Below are 16,146 nucleotides of genomic sequence, written 5' to 3'. Positions count from 1 at the left end.
GGCTGCGATCTTTTGAACTTGATTTTTTAAGGTCAAAAGATCGCAGCCTGCGGCAGCTCCTACAGGGGATCGCAGCGTTACGCTTCGTCGTTGTAGACGAACTTGGGCATTTCCCAATGGAAGCGGATCGCCAGCAGGCGTAGTAGGAAGCCGCCGAACAATGTAATCAGGATCGCCTGCTCTCCAGGAAGATTCAGATACAGGCAGAGCATGTAGCACCACGCCGCCGCGAAGGAAACACTGGCGTACAACTCGCGCCGAAAGATCAGCGGAATGTCGTTGCAGAAGATATCCCGCAGGATGCCGCCGAAAACCCCGGTGATCACACCGCTGACCGACGCAACCAACATGCCATGCCCCATTTCCAGGGCGGTCATGCAGCCAATCAGTGTAAACGCCACCAGGCCCACGGCGTCGAGCACCAGGAACAACGAGCGCAGATGGCGCATCCAGCGTGCGGTGAACACCGTGATCATCGCTGCAATGGTGGTCAGCACCAGGTATTCCGGGTGCTTCACCCAGGTCAGCGGATAGTGGCCTAGCAGCACATCGCGCACCGAACCACCGCCCAGCGCCGTGACGCACGCGATCAGCACCACGCCGAACCAGTCCATGCCGCGGCGGCCGGCAGACAGGGCACCGGTCATGGCTTCGGCGGTGATGGCGATCAGGTAAAGCATCAGCAACATGGTGGCAGTCCTTGCGAAAAGGCGCGCAGTCTACGCACTTCGCCCGAGCACCAAAAGAGGGCGGCGCACACACCACAAACCTGTGGCGTTACCCCTCAACCTGATCAAACCTTGATGAAATGCTGGCGGTAATGCTGCAGCTCAGCGATTGACTCGCGGATATCGTCCAGCGCGAGGTGGGTGCTACCCTTTTTGAAGCTGTCACGCACGTCCGGCGCCCAGCGAGCGGCCAGCTCCTTGAGGGTCGAAACGTCGAGGTTGCGGTAGTGGAAATAGCTTTCCAGGGATTTCATGTGCGTATAGAGGAAGCGCCGATCCTGGCAGATGCTGTTGCCACAGATTGGCGACTTGCCCTTGGGTACCCACTTCTCCAGGAAGGCGATGGTTTGCGCCTCAGCTTCAGCCATGCTGATGCGGCTGTCGCGAACGCGCTGGGTCAGGCCCGAACCGCCATGTTGACGGGTGTTCCACTCGTCCATGCCGGCAAGAATTTCGTCACTGTGGTGGATCGCGATCACCGGACCTTCGGCCAAAGTGTTCAGGTCGCTGTCAGTGACGATGGTGGCCATTTCGATGATGACATCGGTATCCGGGTTCAGACCGGTCATTTCCAGGTCGATCCAGATCAGGTTCTGCGGGTTTTGCATGTGTCGGCTCCTAGGCAATGCTGCGCAGTTTAGCCTAGGCCGGTGGCCGGGCGTGCTAAACTCGCGGCCGTTTTACCTAATCGCTGCATTATTACTACGGAACACCCATGGCCAAACGCCAACTCAATCGTCGTCAAAACTGGCGCATCGAAAAGATTCAGGGCGAACGCGCTGCCCGCGCCGCCAAACGCGAGTCCTCGGCTGTCGAGGCACTTGAGGGCGGCGATCTGGGCCCGGAACAGCACGGCCTGGTGATCGCCCACTTCGGGGTGCAGGTCGAAGTCGAAGCCCGCGATGGCGCGCTGGCCGGCCAGGTGTTCCGTTGCCACCTGCGGGCGAACCTGCCTGCGCTGGTGACCGGCGACCAGGTGGTCTGGCGTGCTGGCAACCAGGGAATCGGCGTCATCGTGGCGCAATTGCCACGCAACACCGAGCTTTGTCGCCCGGACAGCCGCGGCCAGCTCAAACCTGTTGCAGCGAACGTCGACATGATCGTCATCGTGTTCGCGCCGCTGCCTGAGCCCCATGCCAACCTGATCGACCGCTACCTCGTAGCCGCCGAACACGCTGGCATCAAGCCGCTGCTGCTGCTGAACAAGTTCGACCTGATCGACGAGCACAACGCTCCGGCGCTGAATGCCCTGCTCGCGGTCTACCGCACCCTGGGTTACCCGGTGCTGGAAGTGTCGGCCCACCACGGCGACGGCATGGAACAGCTGCAGAAGCAATTGGACGGGCGCATCAGCGTGTTCGTCGGCCAGTCCGGCGTCGGCAAGTCGTCGCTGGTCAACAGCCTGTTGCCGGAAGTCGAAACCCGCGTCGGCCCGTTGTCCGAGTTGTCCGGCCAGGGCACCCACACTACCACTACCGCGCGCCTGTTCCACTTCCCCGGTGGCGGTGAGCTGATCGACTCCCCGGGTATCCGTGAATTCGGCCTGGGCCACGTCAGCCGTGCCGACGTCGAAGCCGGCTTCATCGAGTTCAACGACTTGCTCGGCACTTGCCGCTTCCGCGACTGCAAGCACGACCGCGAACCCGGTTGCGCCCTGCTCAAGGCACTGGAAGACGGTCGCGTGCAACAGCAACGGATGAACAGCTACCGCTCGATCATCGCCAGCCTGCCGGAAAACGGCTACTAAACAGACGTGCCGACCGCCCTGCTTCAGCGGGGTGGTTGGAGTCTGCGTCTCCCCCTCCATTTAAACTCAGACTTTTCTGTAAGGCCTACCCACGCTTGTTTGTAGGACATTTCTCTTTTCGCGCCAGTCCCTTGTGGCCGCCCGGCAATCGCCTAGGTTCAAACCCTCTTCGCACTCCTGCGACACTGAGGGATACCCATGCAGACCTACCATTTGTTCATCCGTCATTCGGGCAAGATGATCATTGCGTTCAAGCCATTGGCTACCGAGCGCATTGACACGCGGGTACGTGACGCGGCACAGGCCGAATGTGCGTGGAACACCGATAGCATCGTCACCGCTATTCGCCAGCACACGGCGGTGTAACCATGCGCAAGGGACTGTTTATCGGCATCAACGACTACACCCATGTGTCGAGCCTGAGGGGCTGCAGCAACGACGCCATGGCCATGGCCTCGGTGTTGAAGACCGACGCCAATGGCGATCCGAACTTCAAGAACATCGTGCTGACCTCCGCCGAGGACTACCTGGGCCGGGAAAAACTCGAAGACCAGATCCGCGAGCTGTTTTCCGGGGATTGCAATGTCGCCCTGCTGTATTTCGCCGGCCACGGCAGCTTCGATATCGACACAGACGAAGGCATGTTGATCCCGCAGGACTACAGGAGCGCCAAGGACGGGATTCGCCTCAGCGACATCCTGAACTGGGCCAGCAAGGCCACGAAGATCAAGAACAAAGTGATCATTCTCGACTGTTGCCAGAGCGGCTCGGCCGGCGAGGTGCGCGCCTTGCGCAGTGAGGGGAGCGTGGTCGGCGAAGGCATGACCATCCTGACCGCCTGCAAAAAGGAAGAGCCGGCGATGGAGGGTGCACAACACGGTGTGTTCACCGGCTTGTTGCTCCAGGCCCTGCACGGCGCAGCGGCGAACATCCTGGGCAAGATCACCCCCGGCAGCCTCTATTCGTTTGTCGACAACGCGCTCGATGCCTGGGAGCAGCGCCCGGTGTTCAAGACCAACGTCTCGCAGTTCATCTCCCTGCGCGAAGTATCACCGCTGATTCCCAAGGAAATCCTGCGCAAACTCCCCGAGTGGTTTGCCGAAGCGGAGTCGACGTACCCCCTCGCCCCCAGCTTTGAGCCCACCGAACCCGAGTTCAATGCCGAACAAGGCGAGGTCTTCGCCCAGTTGCAAAAGTGCAACCGCCACAGCCTGGTCGAACCGGTGGACGCCGAACACATGTACTACGCGGCCATCCACTCCACCGGCTGCCGCCTCACCGCTCTCGGCGCCTATTACCGCGAACTCGCGATCAAGGGACATTTCTGATGCCAGTGTTTATCAGCTACCGCCACATGGACCGCGCCTACGCGATCAGCATCAACACGCGCCTGATCCAGGCCAACATCAAGACCTACCTCGACGTACTGGATGCCGAATCCCAGACCACCGACGACATCACCGGGGTGATCACTCGCAACATCAGCGAATGCACGCACCTGCTGGCGGTGGTCTCGGAGAAAACCGCGCTGTCCTGGTGGGTGCCCTTCGAAATCGGCGAGGCGACCATCACCAATCGGCGTATCTGCTCGTTCAAGACCGGCCCGACAGAGCTGCCGCTGTACCTGGACAAATGGCCGAAGCTGAGCAGCGAAAGGGATATCGAGTTCTTTATCGATGCTTATCGCAACGAGATGACGGTCAAGCGTTCGATGTCATTGGAATCGGTGACGGGCAGTGAGTCGGTGCGCAGCGTCAACAGGACTAACGCCGATCGATTCCACACTGACTTGAAGTCCAGAATCATTCGCGGTTTCTGATTTTCTCACCCACCCCCTGTAGGAGCCGGCTTGCTGGCGATAGACTCAAATGCGCCGAGTGCATCCAGGCAGCACGCGTTATCGTCAACGACCATCGCCAGCAAGCCGGCCCCAACAGCCAGTGTCAGGTCACTGCTTGGCCGGCTCACCCGGCTTCGGCGCCGGGTCATCGAACAGGTTCAAGCGCTCACGCAATTCGTGGGCCGGCAGCGGCTCCTTGTCCGCCGGCAATGCGTTCGGATCGACCGGTGCAGCCGGAGCGACAGAACCTTGCGGTACATCGGGAGCAGGCTCGGCGCCTTGCGAACCTTCGATGGCACGCTGTGCCTTCTTGGTCAGCACAACAATGTCGATTCGACGGTTTACCGGGTTGAACGGATGCTCACGATCGAACAGCGCCGACGAGGCATAACCGACCACGCGCGCCACTTGCGACTCGGGATAGCTGCCCGCCACCAGTGCACGGCGCGCCGCGTTGGCACGGTTGGCCGAAAGCTCCCAGTTACCGAATTCACCGGTGCCACTGTACGGCTTGGCGTCGGTATGGCCGCTAATGCTGATCTTGTTCGGAACGGCCTTGATGGTATCGGCCATGGCCAGCAGGATGTCTTCGAAATAGGGTTTCAGGCGGGCTGAGCCTGAGTCGAACATCGGCCGGTTCTCGGCGTCCACGATCTGGATACGCAAACCGTCCGGGGTAATCTCGAACAGAATCTGGTCTTTGAATTTCTGCAGCTGCGGGTTCTCTTCGACCTTGTTCTGCAGCTCTTGCAGCAGCAGTTCCAGGCGTTCCTTCTCCACCATCTCGGCCATGCCTTCGACCTGATCGACGTCGACTGTCACCTTGTCCGGCTGCGGCTGGGTCTTCATCTCTGGGTTGAGGGTGTTGTCCGGCGCCATGGTCGGCGTGCCCCCCAGATCGATGATGTACGGCGTGCCACTTTCAGAAAAGCCGATCGGGTCCTTGAAATAACCGGCGATGGCGATCTTCTGTTCCGGAGTGGCGGTGGACAACAGCCACAACACCAGGAAGAACGCCATCATCGCTGTGGCAAAGTCGGCGAAGGCGATTTTCCAGGCGCCCCCGTGATGCCCGCCAGCGATGCGCTTGACGCGCTTGATGATTATCGGCTGATTGTTCTCCATGGCTTAACGACCGCGAACCGCTTGTTCCAGCTCGGCGAAGCTTGGACGGTGTGCCGGGTACAGAACCTTACGCCCGAACTCCACGGCCAGCGACGGCGGCATGCCGGAAGCGGAAGCCACCAGCGAAGCCTTTATAGCTTCGTAGACGTTCAGTTCTTCCTTGGCATCGTGGGCCAGGGAATGCGCCAGCGGGCCGAAGAAACCGTAGGCCGCGAGAATACCGAAGAAGGTACCGACCAGTGCCGCACCAACGTGCAGGCCGATGGACTTCTGGTCGCCCTCACCCAGCGAGGCCATGGTCACCACGATACCCAGGACCGCCGCGACGATACCGAAACCGGGCATGGCGTCGGCAATACCGTTCACCGCGTGGGACGGGTGCTCCAGGTCCTCCTTGAGGCTGTAGAGCTCCATGTCGAACAGGCCCTCCAGCTCGTGGGGCGCCATGTTGCCGGAAGACATGATGCGCAGGTAATCACAGATGAACGCGGTCATGCGCTCATCCTTGAGGACCGTCGGGTACTTGGCGAAGATCGGGCTCGCCGCGGCATCTTCGATGTCCGCTTCGATGGCCATCATGCCTTCGCGGCGGCTCTTGTTGAGAATCTCGTAGATCAGGCCCAGCACTTCAAGATAGAAGGCATGGCTGAAACGCGAACCGAACATGCTCAGGGATTTCTTGAGCACGTGCATGGTCATGTAACCAGGGTTGGCCTGCAGGAATGCACCGAGGGCCGCACCACCGATGATCATTACCTCGAAAGGCTGGATCAGGGCGGCAATCTTGCCATGGGAGAGCACGTATCCGCCGAGCACGCTCGCGAATACGACGATGATGCCGATAATTTTAGCCATAGGTAGGAGAGCACTTACTGAGTCGGGTTCAAGGTCATATTCGGAAGTTAAAAAATCTCTTCTTCTACTTATCGGCAAAACTGCGCCAGACTATAGCCAGTTCAGGCGAAAAGCTAATTTGACCCCCTCCGGGCATAGGTATTGTTGACGATGATCGCCTCCAGACATGGCTAAAAACACGAACGCCCCAACGCCAACTCCGACCACGCTCGAAGACTGGGTCAAACTTCTCGACGGTGTACGCCTGCCGGTTCCGCAGGCCAGTCACGACCGTGTCTGCCGGGCCTTGCGCGACAGTCGCAGCTCTGTGCGCAAGATTGCCGACTTGATGCAGGACAGTCCGGCCCTGGCCTTGAGCGTGATTCGCGCGGCCAACCGACACAGCCATGGCAGCATGACTGAGCCTGCGGAAAATCTTGAGGTCGCCATCAATCGCCTCGGTTTGAAACGCACCGAGGAGCTGCTCGCGCGACTGCCCGCCATGCCCCAGGGCGAGATTCCCAAAGCCCTGCGCCAGTTGCAATTGATCAGCCAGCACGCCAGCCAACAGGCCAACGGTTTTTTTGCCAGCCGCCTGGCGCGCCTGTGGCAGGACATCCATTGGGGCAGCCTGCTGTTTCTGTCACCACTGTGGCCGTTGGCGCTGACGCATCCGCACCTGCTCGAAGACTGGGAGCTGCGGGTCATTCATAAAGGCGAATCGGCGCGCACCGTCGAAAAGCAACTGTTTGGCGCTCGCCTGCTGGAGATCGGCCTGGCCCTGGTGAACCTGTGGCACCTGCCGATCTGGGTTCAACAGGGCTATCGACTGTTGCTGACCGAGCAACGGGAGCTGGTCAAAGTTCTGCGCATTGCCCGTGACAGCGAGCATCCGCTACGCCAGCAGAACCGCCTGGATGACGACCCGACCCTGCGCCGCTGGCTCAATCAACCGGCCAACACGGTACTTTTAGCCAACGGGCTGGCGCTCTCGGCGCACCATGCCTGGGACAGTCCGCACAGTGAGCGCTGGCAGTACCTGACCAGCCTCTACTTGCAAATACCGATGAGCGAGGTGCAACAACAACTGCACCAGCAAGCCGCCAACAGCGCGCGTTATCACGCCATGCCCGACCTCTGGCATCCCGCTGTCGCGCTGATCTGGCCATGGGGCACGAGCCCTGTGCATGCCAGTTTGCAGCCAGCCCCGGCACCCACCGCCGAAGACCTGGCGAAGTGGCGCAAACAATGCGCTGAGTTGCTGGTCGAGCCGAGTCGCTTCACCAACGCCATCCACCTGACCACCTCTGCCCGCGACGCACTGGTTGCCTGCGGCATGCGCAGGGTGATGATCCTGATGGCCGACCGTACTCATACCCAGCTGCGTGTGCACCAGACGGCTGGGCTGCCTGTCGAAGCATCTGGCCTGAACTTTGTCGTCAGTCAAAGCGCCGTGCTGCAACGCTTGCTCGCGCAACAGGCCCAGGTTCGCCTCACGCCGCTCAACAACGCGCAGTTTTCCGCGTTACTGCCCAACAGCCTGCGCAGCCAGTTCAGCGGCGAACACTTGTTGTTGCGTTCGCTGCTCAACAATGGACGGGTAATCATGATCGTCGTGGCAGACCAGGGTGGCGGGCCATTCTCGGACATCACCCTGCAAGCCTTCGGCAAAACCGCACAATGCATTGAAAAAGCGCTGCACAGCTTTAGCCAGCGCGGCCAATAAGGCTGCGCTACAATCCCCCCTTTTGTGCTCTGGAGACCTCACATGTCTGACTTCTCTGGCTTGCCGCTGGTGATCGAGCCGAGCGACTTGCTCTCTCGCCTCGACGCCCGCGAACTGATCCTGGTGGACTTGACCAGTCCTGCCCGCTACACCGAAGGGCACATTCCCGGCGCGCGCTTTGTCGATCCTAAACGCACGCAACTGGGGCAGGCGCCCGCCCCGGGACTGATGCCACCGCAGGCAGCACTCGAAACGTTGTTTGGAGAGCTGGGGCACAACCCCGATGCCGTCTATGTCGTTTATGACGACGAAGGTGGCGGCTGGGCCGGTCGCTTTATCTGGCTCCTGGACGTCATTGGCCACAGCAAGTATCACTATGTCGATGGCGGCCTGACGGCCTGGCTGGCAGAAGGCATGCCCATGTCAATCCAGATCCCGCCACCCGCTGGCGGCCCGGTTGCGCTGACCCTGCACGACGAACCCACGGCTACCCGCGAGTACCTGCAAAGCCGTCTCGGCGCTGCCGACCTGGCGATCTGGGATGCACGTGGGCCACTGGAGTATTCCGGCGAGAAAGTCCTGGCGGCCAAGGGCGGACACATCCCAGGCGCCGTGAATTTCGAATGGACCGCGGGCATGGACAAGGCGCGTAACCTGCGCATCCGTACCGACATGCCACAGATCCTCGAACAGCTCGGCATTACCCCTGACAAAGAAGTGATTACCCACTGCCAGACTCACCATCGATCTGGCTTCACCTATCTGGTGGCCAAGGCTCTCGGTTATCCGCGGGTCAAGGGCTACGCCGGCTCCTGGGGCGAATGGGGTAACCATCCCGACACGCCCGTAGAGATTTAAGGTTTTTAAGGACAGTTAATGAACAAGCGTCTGTTTATCGTCAGCCAATACCTGCTGCCCCACAACCTGCTCTCGCGACTGGCCGGCTGCATCGCCGAATGCCGCGTGCGCTGGTTCAAGAATGCGTTCACCGCGTGGTTCGCCAAGCGCTACCAGGTGAACATGTCCGAGGCACTGGTCGAAGACCTGACCGCCTACGAGCACTTCAACGCTTTCTTCACCCGTGCCTTGAAAGACGGCGCGCGCCCACTGGACGAGACACCGGGCGCGATCCTCAGCCCGGCGGACGGCGCCGTCAGCCAGCTCGGCCCGATTGAGCACGGCCGTGTCTTCCAGGCCAAGGGCCACAGCTTCAGCGTGCTGGAACTCTTGGGTGGCGATGCGGCGAATGCTGCGCCGTTCATGGGCGGTGATTTCGCGACTATTTATCTGTCGCCCAAGGATTACCACCGTGTGCACATGCCACTGGCCGGCACCCTGCGCGAGATGGTCTACATCCCGGGCCGCCTGTTCTCGGTCAACCAGACCACCGCTGAAAACGTTCCTGAATTGTTTGCCCGCAACGAGCGCGTGGCGTGCATTTTCGACACCGAGCGCGGGCCGATGGCCGTGGTGCTGGTGGGCGCGATGATCGTGGCATCGATCGAAACCGTGTGGGCTGGACTGGTTACGCCACCGAAACGCGAGCTGAAAACCTTCCGCTACGACGAAGCCGCACGCGCGCCGATCCACCTGGAAAAAGGTGCGGAGCTGGGTCGTTTCAAACTGGGTTCGACCGCTGTCGTGCTGTTCGGGCCGGATCAGGTGAAATGGGCTGAAGAGCTGGTAGCGGGTTCGCCGGTGCGGATGGGTCAGGGTATGGGCCTGCCGAAGGCCTGATACACACCTTTACTGTAGGAGCGAGCCTGCTCGCGATGAACCTGAGAACGACGCGGGCATTCTGAATGCCCGCGTCATCGTTGACGTCCATCGCGAGCATGCTCGCTCCTACAGGTGTTCTGCGGTGTTACAGCTGGCCGTCGCGGTCGCGGAAGCCCAGCAGGTACAGCACGCCATCCAGCCCCAGGGTGGAAATCGCCTGCTTGGCCGACTGCTTGACCAACGGTTTGGCGCGGAACGCAACGCCCAACCCGGCAATCGCCAGCATCGGCAAGTCATTGGCACCGTCGCCGACCGCAATGGTCTGCTCCAGACGCAAGCCTTCCTTATGTGCCAGTTCCTTCAGCAGATCGGCCTTGCGTTGTGCATCGACAATCGGCTCGATCGCCACGCCAGTCACCTTGCCGTCGACCACTTCCAGCTCGTTGGCAAACACGTAGTCGATGCCCAGCTTGGCCTGCAATTGCTTGGCGAAATAGGTGAAGCCGCCCGACAGAATGGCGGTCTTGTAACCCAGGCGCTTGAGCTCGGCGAACAGGGTTTCAGCGCCTTCGGTCAGGCGCAGCGAGGCGCCGATCGAGTCGAGCACGCCCACATCCAGTCCTTTGAGCAACGCCAGGCGCTCTTTGAAACTGGCGCGGAAGTCCAGCTCACCGGCCATCGCCCGCTCGGTAATTTCCGAAACCTTGTCGCCCACGCCGGCCGCTTTGGCCAGCTCATCGATGACTTCGGCTTCGATCAGGGTCGAGTCCATGTCGAACACCGCCAGACGGCGGTTACGACGAAACAACGAGTCTTCCTGAAAGGCGATGTCGACGTTCAATTCCTGGGCGACACTGAGGAATTCGGCCCGCAGTGCCTGCGGATCAGCTGCTTCGCCGCGCACGGAGAATTCGATGCAACCCTTGCCTTTATCGTCCGGGGTATCCAAAGGCATGCGCCCGGACAGGCGATCGATGTGATCGATGTTCAAGCCATACTTGGCGGTGATCGAGCTCACGGCCTGCAATTGCCCGGCGGTGACCTTGCGCGTCAGCAGGGTCACGATATGGCGTTTTTTGCCCTGGTTGCCGACCCACTGCTGGTAATCCTCTTCGGACACCGGCGTGAAACGCACCTGTTGATCCAGCTCATAGCCCTTGAACAGGATGTCCTTGAGCACCGACTTGCCTTGTTCGGTATCAGGAATTTCAACCAGGATGCCGAACGACAGGGTGTCGTGGATCACCGCCTGACCGATGTCGAGAATGTTCACACCACCCTGGGCCAGAACGCCGGTAATGGCCGCAGTCAAACCCGGACGGTCGACTCCCGTGATGTTTATCAGGACGATTTCGCGCAAGGCGCACCCCCGCAAGTGGAAAAAAACCGCATTCTACCCACATTCAGTGACCATCGGGCACCGTGAGCGCTTTGACGGCCTAGGGCCTGTCGCTATACTGCGCGTCAACTTCACGGACAAAAGAGCCGAGCTCAAGTGAACCGGCCCACGCCAGTAAAAACCGATAACTTCTTTCTGCTGATCTTCCGTGCACTGCGCCACCGCCGTGTACCGATTGCATTGCGCATTGCCAGCCATAACGTGATCCTGGTCGCTCTGGCCCTGGTGATCTACGCCTGCGTGATGGGTTTGCAGTTCAAGCAGGCCATGCACGAGCAGGCGGATGCGCTGGGTGAAAGCCTGACCATGCAGACGGCCACCTCCGCCACCGAGCTGTTGGTGTCCAACGACATCCTCAGCCTCAATGTCCTGCTCAACAACCTGACCAAGAACAAGCTGGTGGCCCACGCCGCCATCTACAGCATGGATAACCGCATCCTTGCCGAGGCCGGCCAGCGTCCCAAGCATGGCCTGCTGGGCGAGGCCGAAGGCATCTATCAGAGCAAGATCACTTTCCAGGACGTGACCGCCGGTCAGCTGCGCATCAGCCTGGACATGGATCAGTTCCAGCAGCCGATGACCATCAGCCTGCAGAGCATGGGGATTTTGAGCGCGATCCTGCTGGCCCTGTCCCTGGCATTGAGCCTGCGCATGGGGCGATATCTCTCTACGCCGCTACTGCAATTGCGGGTGTGGTTGCGCAACATCGACGAATACACCCCGGCCACCGAGCGTAATGACGAGATCGGCGACCTAGCGCGCCAGCTGCATGCCGAATTCGCGCCGGAACCGGCTGAACCGGAGCCCGTGCCAGAACCTGAACTCGACGATGCCGAGGACGACGATGCTGAACCGGGCTTCGAAGTGCGTAACCTGCGCGATCCGAGTTTCGATGAAAGCCGCCCGATGGCCGCGATGAAGGCCGCGCCACGACGTGTCGTCAGTACCGTTGAAGATGATGACGACGATGCGTTCGCCGATCTGCTCGATGATGCGCCAGCAAGCACCGCCAAACCGTTGGGCAAGCCCGTGGCCTCCAGCGTGCCGCAGCACAGCGCCGTTCTGGCCGTACAGTTGGGCTCACAGGAACAACTGCGACGCCTGCCCCGGACACGCCTGGAAGAGTTGCTCAAACGCTACCGCGACTGCCTCGACCAGGCTGCTTCGCTCTACCAGAGCGAACTGCATACCCTGAACGATGGCAGCACGCTGATGCTGTTCCACAACGAAGACAGCGGCGACGATTACCTGACCAACGCCATCTGCTGCGGCGAGCTGCTGCGGGCGCTGGGCCATCAACTGCAGATCGAAGTCGCCGACAGCGGCATCACCTTGCAATTGCAGCTTGGCTTGACCCTGGGCGACGAACTGTTTGGCCTGAGCCAGATCGACCTGTTGCTGACCGACGCCGCGCAGGATGCCCTGGCCCTGTCGCAGCACAGCCGCAACCTGCTGCTGGTGGAACGCAAGATCAATGACGACGCCCTGATCCGCCAGCGCGCACGGATCCGCCCGATCGCCAGCCCTGAAGGCGCCTGCTGCGTGGAGCGGCTGATGGAGCCTTATCCGTCGATGCTCGAGCGACAGCTGGCGCGGATGCACGAACGCCGCGCGTAGCCTTAGCCCCGCTGTAAAGAAGCTCGCAGATGAGTGATCGTCTGCGGGCTGATCGTTCCCACGCTCTGCGTGGGAATGCCTCAAGGGACGCTCCGCGTTCCAGCCTCACCTCATATCCCAACCCTGGCACCGTTGTGACGCAGAGCGTCACGGGCTGCATTCCCACGCAGAGCGTGGGAACGATCAGTACGCAGCAGAAACAACAAAGCCCGCACGAGGCGGGCTTTGTGTTGTACCGGTCCGAACCTAGAAGCGAAACACTTCCATATCCGTACGGATCGGAGCAGCCATCGGGATCTTCGGCTGTTTTTCCTGCTCCGCCGCCGGCGCTGCGGGCTTGGCTGCCGGTTTGCGTGGCGCTTCGGCAATCGGTGGCTGGTTGGCCAGCGGCTTGAGCGCGACCGACAGCTGTTCAGCGAGCTTCTGCAGCAACGCACCCTGCGCTTGAACCTGAGCCGCCGTGCTGCCGGTGTGCTGTTCCTGCAGATGGATGATGCGATTATCGCGCACCTGGCCACGACGGTCGATCAAACGCCATTGCGCATCGAGGATAGCCGGCTGCTTTTCACCCGAATCCAGACGCGTGATGGTCAACAGGACCTGGACATCCGGTGTGAACCCCGTTGTCGCAGGCGACAGCACTACGCGCTGGCTGTCCAGGTGACCGGCCACCTGACGCAGCAGCAGTTGATCGATGTCGGAAGACAGGCTGCCAGCCCAGCGGCCATCGGTCGAGGCTTGCAGGCTGCCATCGGGCTGACGCTGCAGCAGGGTTTCGCGCTGCAGGTAGTCCGCCACGGTTACCGGGCCCAACAAAACCGCCATGCCCGCGCTTTGCGCAGGCTGGACCGGACTTCCACTGTCCAGTTGGTACAGCGACACCGGCTGGTGAACGCTGCAACCCGCCAGGCCAAATACGCCGGCGAGCATCAAAATAAAAGGAAGGCGCAGAGCAGTCATCGTCCCATCCAGGTGATTGCCACAAGGCTAATCACAGTGAAAATACTCAATAAATGTGAAGAACGCTCGGCCACGCCGGCGCTTGAAAGGCCATATCATCCGTGAATATGCGTTCCGACTCCAGCGCCAAAGCGCCGATCTACGCGTTAAATCGCAGATCAGGCGCTCTAGGACGCTTAATTGAGGTTTTCGACGAGCAGCGCATCTACCCTCTGGAAGCCACGTGGCAATTTGTTACCACGGCGGCCACGTTCACCTTTGTAGTGCTCCAGGTCGTCCGCTTTCAGTGACAATGTACGTTTACCTGCCTGAAGCACCAACGTAGCGCCATCCGGCACAACGGCGATGTCCGTGACATATTCTTCGCGGCTGGCTACGCGTTCACCGGAAATCCCGATGATCTTGTTGCCTTTGCCCTTACCTAATTGTGGCAGATCGCTGATCTTGAAGATCAGCAAGCGACCTTCGGTGGTCACCGACGCCAGCCAGTTGTGCTCACGATCGGCCACCGCACGCGGCAGAATCACCTTGGCGTTGTTTGGAAGGCTCAGCAATGCCTTGCCCGCCTTGTTCTTGGCCTGCAGGTCTTCACCTTTTACGACGAAACCGTAACCGGCGTCCGAGGCAATGACGTACAGCGCATCATCTTCGGGCATCAGCACGCATTCAAAGTTCGCCCCTGGCGGCGGCGTCAGACGGCCGGTCAGCGGTTCGCCCTGGCCACGGGCCGACGGCAAGGTGTGCGCGGCCACCGAATAGCTGCGACCGGTGGAATCGATAAACACCGCAAACTGGTTGGAACGCCCCGCCGCCAAGGCCTTGAAACCATCCCCGGCCTTGTAGGAAAGACCGGTGGCGTCGATGTCATGGCCCTTGGCGGAGCGAACCCAGCCTTTTTCCGAGAGCACGACGGTAACTTTTTCGTTCGGCAGCAGATCGTGCTCGGTCAGCGCCTTGGCTTCAGCACGCTCGACGATTGGCGAGCGACGGTCGTCACCATAGGTCTCGGCGTCCTTGATCAGCTCGGTGCGTACCAGCTTTTTCAACTTGGCTTCGCTACTCAGCAGCGCTTGCAGCTTGGCTTGTTCCTTGAGCAGTTCATCCTGCTCGGCACGCAACTTCATCTCTTCCAGTCGCGCCAACTGACGCAGGCGGGTGTCGAGGATGTAGTCAGCCTGGATTTCACTCAGGGCGTATCGTTCGATCAGCGCGGCTTTTGGCTGCTCCTCGGTGCGGATGATATGGATCACTTCATCCAGGTTGAGGTAGGCGATCAACAAACCGTCCAACAGGTGCAAGCGACGCTCGACCTTGTCCAGGCGGAACTGCAGGCGACGACGCACGGTCTGGACCCGGAACGCCAACCACTCGACCAGCAGCGCCCGCAGGTTTTTCAACTGCGGCTTGCCGTCCAGTCCGATGATGTTGATGTTGACCCGGTAGCTCGACTCCAGCTCGGTGCTGGCGAACAGGTGCTGCATCAAGGCATCGTGGTCGAAATTTTTCCGGGCGCCCGGAATGATCACGATGCGGCACGGATTCTCGTGGTCCGACTCGTCGCGCAAATCGGCGATCTGCGGGGCTTTCGATGGTTTTGCCTGCATCATCGCCGCGATCTGTTCCAGCACCTTTGCACCTGAGACCTGATGCGGCAGCGCGGTAACAATGATGTCGCCGTCTTCGATGTGATAAACGGCGCGCATGCGCACCGAACCACGACCTGTTTCATAGATTTTCAGCAGGTCGGCGCGCGGCGTGATGATTTCTGCTTCAGTCGGATAATCCGGCCCCTGGATGTGCTCGCAGAGCTGTTCGACCGTGGCCTTGGGCTCATCGAGCAAACGCACGCAGGCGCTGGCGACTTCGCGCAGGTTGTGCGGCGGCACATCGGTGGCCATGCCCACGGCGATACCGGTGGTGCCGTTCAGCAGGATGTTCGGCAAACGCGCCGGCAACACCAGAGGCTCGTCGAGTGTGCCGTCGAAGTTCGGCCCCCAGTCCGCCGTGCCCTGGCCCAGCTCGCTGAGCAGCACTTCGGAGTAGCGCGACAGCCGCGCTTCGGTGTATCGCATGGCGGCGAAGGACTTGGGATCGTCCGGCGCACCCCAGTTACCCTGGCCATCCACCAGCGTGTAGCGGTAGCTGAATGGCTGGGCCATCAGGACCATGGCTTCGTAGCAGGCCGAGTCGCCATGGGGGTGGAACTTACCGAGCACGTCACCGACGGTACGCGCCGATTTCTTGTGCTTGGAATCGGCGTCCAGCCCCAGCTCACTCATGGCGTAGACGATACGCCGCTGTACCGGTTTCAGGCCGTCGCCGATATGCGGCAAGGCACGGTCCATGATCACGTACATGGAGTAGTTGAGGTAGGCATTTTCGGTGAAGTCAGCCAGTGATCGGCGTTCTACACCGTCCAGGCTGAGATCAAGGGAGTCGCTCATGCGGGCC

The 16,146-nt window shown here is 60.6% G+C and carries 15 protein-coding genes; 8 read left to right on the top strand and 7 right to left on the bottom strand.

What is annotated here, in order from left to right; translation table 11 throughout:
- Positions 1-77: 77 nt before the first annotated feature.
- Together AC3WWR_RS01970 and orn are read right to left on the bottom strand one after the other, a co-directional pair.
- Positions 78-689, bottom strand: coding sequence for a trimeric intracellular cation channel family protein (locus tag AC3WWR_RS01970; RefSeq protein WP_008064122.1), 612 nt, complete (start codon positions 687-689; stop codon positions 78-80).
- 104 nt (positions 690-793) lie between these two features.
- Complete coding sequence (orn, locus tag AC3WWR_RS01965) at positions 794-1,336, bottom strand: oligoribonuclease (RefSeq protein ID WP_020798550.1); 543 nt, start codon at positions 1,334-1,336, stop codon at positions 794-796.
- 107 nt (positions 1,337-1,443) lie between these two features.
- On the opposite strand from orn, the gene rsgA reads away from it, so the two are divergent.
- The 4 genes from rsgA (at position 1,444) to AC3WWR_RS01945 (ending at position 4,294) form a co-directional block, all read left to right on the top strand.
- Positions 1,444-2,475: a small ribosomal subunit biogenesis GTPase RsgA gene (gene rsgA / locus AC3WWR_RS01960; protein ID WP_033043516.1), complete on the top strand. Its 1,032-nt coding sequence runs from the start codon at positions 1,444-1,446 to the stop codon at positions 2,473-2,475.
- Positions 2,476-2,673: 198 nt separating this feature from the next.
- Positions 2,674-2,841, top strand: coding sequence for a hypothetical protein (locus tag AC3WWR_RS01955; RefSeq protein ID WP_020798552.1), 168 nt, complete (start codon positions 2,674-2,676; stop codon positions 2,839-2,841).
- A gap of 2 nt (positions 2,842-2,843) precedes the next feature.
- Positions 2,844-3,803 carry a caspase family protein gene (locus AC3WWR_RS01950; protein WP_020798553.1) on the top strand — a complete coding sequence of 320 codons (960 nt, stop codon included), beginning with the start codon at positions 2,844-2,846 and terminating at the stop codon, positions 3,801-3,803.
- Positions 3,803-4,294 (top strand): toll/interleukin-1 receptor domain-containing protein, encoded by a 492-nt coding sequence (locus AC3WWR_RS01945; protein ID WP_020798554.1) that lies wholly within the window; start codon positions 3,803-3,805, stop codon positions 4,292-4,294. The genes AC3WWR_RS01950 and AC3WWR_RS01945 overlap by 1 nt, the downstream gene beginning before the upstream one ends.
- A 129-nt stretch (positions 4,295-4,423) precedes the next feature.
- On the opposite strand, the gene motB is transcribed toward AC3WWR_RS01945, so the two are convergent.
- Together motB and motA are read right to left on the bottom strand one after the other, a co-directional pair.
- Positions 4,424-5,440 carry a flagellar motor protein MotB gene (motB, locus tag AC3WWR_RS01940; protein WP_432668920.1) on the bottom strand — a complete coding sequence of 339 codons (1,017 nt, stop codon included), beginning with the start codon at positions 5,438-5,440 and terminating at the stop codon, positions 4,424-4,426.
- A gap of 3 nt (positions 5,441-5,443) precedes the next feature.
- Positions 5,444-6,295 (bottom strand): flagellar motor stator protein MotA, encoded by an 852-nt coding sequence (gene motA / locus AC3WWR_RS01935; RefSeq protein ID WP_008063575.1) that lies wholly within the window; start codon positions 6,293-6,295, stop codon positions 5,444-5,446.
- A gap of 166 nt (positions 6,296-6,461) precedes the next feature.
- On the opposite strand from motA, the gene AC3WWR_RS01930 reads away from it, so the two are divergent.
- The 3 genes from AC3WWR_RS01930 to asd are packed head-to-tail and all read left to right on the top strand — an operon-like array spanning position 6,462 to position 9,737.
- Entirely contained in the window at positions 6,462-8,000 is a 1,539-nt protein-coding gene (locus AC3WWR_RS01930; RefSeq protein WP_033043513.1) for an HDOD domain-containing protein, read from the top strand.
- Positions 8,001-8,042: 42 nt separating this feature from the next.
- Positions 8,043-8,858, top strand: coding sequence for a rhodanese-like domain-containing protein (locus tag AC3WWR_RS01925; protein WP_083350049.1), 816 nt, complete (start codon positions 8,043-8,045; stop codon positions 8,856-8,858).
- A gap of 18 nt (positions 8,859-8,876) precedes the next feature.
- Positions 8,877-9,737 carry an archaetidylserine decarboxylase gene (gene asd, locus AC3WWR_RS01920; RefSeq protein ID WP_020798559.1) on the top strand — a complete coding sequence of 287 codons (861 nt, stop codon included), beginning with the start codon at positions 8,877-8,879 and terminating at the stop codon, positions 9,735-9,737.
- A 127-nt stretch (positions 9,738-9,864) separates the two neighbouring features.
- Here the strand turns inward: asd and serB are convergent, their stop codons facing one another.
- Positions 9,865-11,079 carry a phosphoserine phosphatase SerB gene (gene serB, locus AC3WWR_RS01915; RefSeq protein ID WP_020798560.1) on the bottom strand — a complete coding sequence of 405 codons (1,215 nt, stop codon included), beginning with the start codon at positions 11,077-11,079 and terminating at the stop codon, positions 9,865-9,867.
- A 135-nt stretch (positions 11,080-11,214) separates the two neighbouring features.
- Between serB and AC3WWR_RS01910 the strand changes: the two genes are divergently transcribed.
- The gene (locus tag AC3WWR_RS01910; RefSeq protein ID WP_020798561.1) at positions 11,215-12,735 is read left to right on the top strand and encodes an AhpA/YtjB family protein; all 1,521 of its coding nucleotides are present in this window, start codon (positions 11,215-11,217) and stop codon (positions 12,733-12,735) included.
- Positions 12,736-12,981: 246 nt separating this feature from the next.
- Here AC3WWR_RS01910 and AC3WWR_RS01905 read toward each other — a convergent pair whose 3' ends face one another.
- Positions 12,982-13,695 carry a PqiC family protein gene (locus AC3WWR_RS01905; RefSeq protein WP_020798562.1) on the bottom strand — a complete coding sequence of 238 codons (714 nt, stop codon included), beginning with the start codon at positions 13,693-13,695 and terminating at the stop codon, positions 12,982-12,984.
- Positions 13,696-13,871: 176 nt separating this feature from the next.
- Positions 13,872-16,139 carry a DNA topoisomerase IV subunit A gene (parC, locus tag AC3WWR_RS01900; protein ID WP_179056864.1) on the bottom strand — a complete coding sequence of 756 codons (2,268 nt, stop codon included), beginning with the start codon at positions 16,137-16,139 and terminating at the stop codon, positions 13,872-13,874.
- Positions 16,140-16,146 lie beyond the last annotated feature (7 nt).

The organism is Pseudomonas sp. EB271-G4-1 (assembly GCF_058791355.1).
Note: the sequence above shows the minus strand (reverse complement) of the source record. Positions and strands in the feature narration are given on the sequence as shown.